General features: G+C 71.5%; 2 protein-coding genes. Both read right to left on the bottom strand.

Annotated features, from left to right (window positions below):
• Positions 1 to 223 (bottom strand): polyketide synthase docking domain-containing protein (locus D7223_RS32370; protein WP_147442486.1); only part of this gene is annotated, 223 nt, incomplete at its 3' end.
• Positions 224 to 250: 27 nt separating this feature from the next.
• On the bottom strand, positions 251 to 1,011 hold a 761-nt coding region (locus D7223_RS32365), incomplete at its 5' end, for a phosphopantetheine-binding protein (RefSeq protein WP_238162338.1).

Raw genomic sequence — 1,011 nt, 5'->3', positions numbered from 1 at the left:
AGCCGCGGTTGGTGGGGAAGTCGCCGATGGCGTCGTGCTGGGCGGCGATGAGGTCCCAGAGGTCTTCGGGGGACCTTACGCCGCCGGGGAAGCGGCATGCCGCTGCGACGATCGCGATCGGTTCGCTGCTCCGCGCCTCGTGATCGGCGAGTCGCTGGCGCGCCTGGTACAGATCGGCGGTCACCCGCTTGAGGTATCCGCGCAGCTTGTCCTCACCGCTCATGCCGATTCGACTCCCTTGCCGTCCGGGTCACAACTCGTTCTCGATGAACTGGAAGATCTCGTCGTCCGAGGCGTCGCCGATCAGTCCGGCCACATCGGAATGGGTGCCGTCCGCCCGCGTACCGGCCTCTTTGATCGTGAAGAGCAGGTCCTCGAGCCGCCGGGTGATCCGGTGCCGGGCCGCGTCGTCGGCGGGGCCGTCGAGGACCGCACGCTCCAGCCGGTCGAGGTCGGCGAGCGTGCTCTCGTGCACCGACTCGGGTGACGGCGCGAGCTCGGCGCGGAGGTACTCGCCCAGGGACCGTGGCGTCGGGTGGTCGAAGATCACCGTGGCCGGCAGTCGCAGGCCGACCGCCGTACCGAGTCGGTTGCGCAGCTCCACCGCGGTGAGCGAGTCGAACCCCACCTCCTTGAACGCCACCTCGTCCGACATGCTCGGCGGCGCCGAGTGCCCGAGCACCGTGGCGGCCTGCCCGCGCACCAGCTGGACCAGCAGCTCGCGCTGCTCCGCGGGGCTGCGGCCGGCGAGGCGGCGGCTCCACTCGGACGCACCGGACGTCTCCGCCGCGGTGCTGTCCACCACCCGCCGCGGTGCCCGCACCAGGCCTTGCAGCATCGGCCGCAGGGTCCCCTCGCGCGCCTGATCGGCCAGCACCGCCGGATCGAGTTGGGCGGTGATGAGGGTGGGGTGGGTGGTGGTGAGGGTGGTGTCGAGCAGGGTGAGGGCGTGGTCGGTGGGCAGGGGGGTGATGCCGAGGCGGTGGAGGCGTTGGTGGTCGGTGGTGTCGA

Origin of the sequence: Micromonospora endolithica, from assembly GCF_003626595.1 — a bacterium.
Lineage (GTDB): Bacteria > Actinomycetota > Actinomycetes > Mycobacteriales > Micromonosporaceae > Micromonospora > Micromonospora endolithica.
Note: the sequence above shows the minus strand (reverse complement) of the source record. Positions and strands in the feature narration are given on the sequence as shown.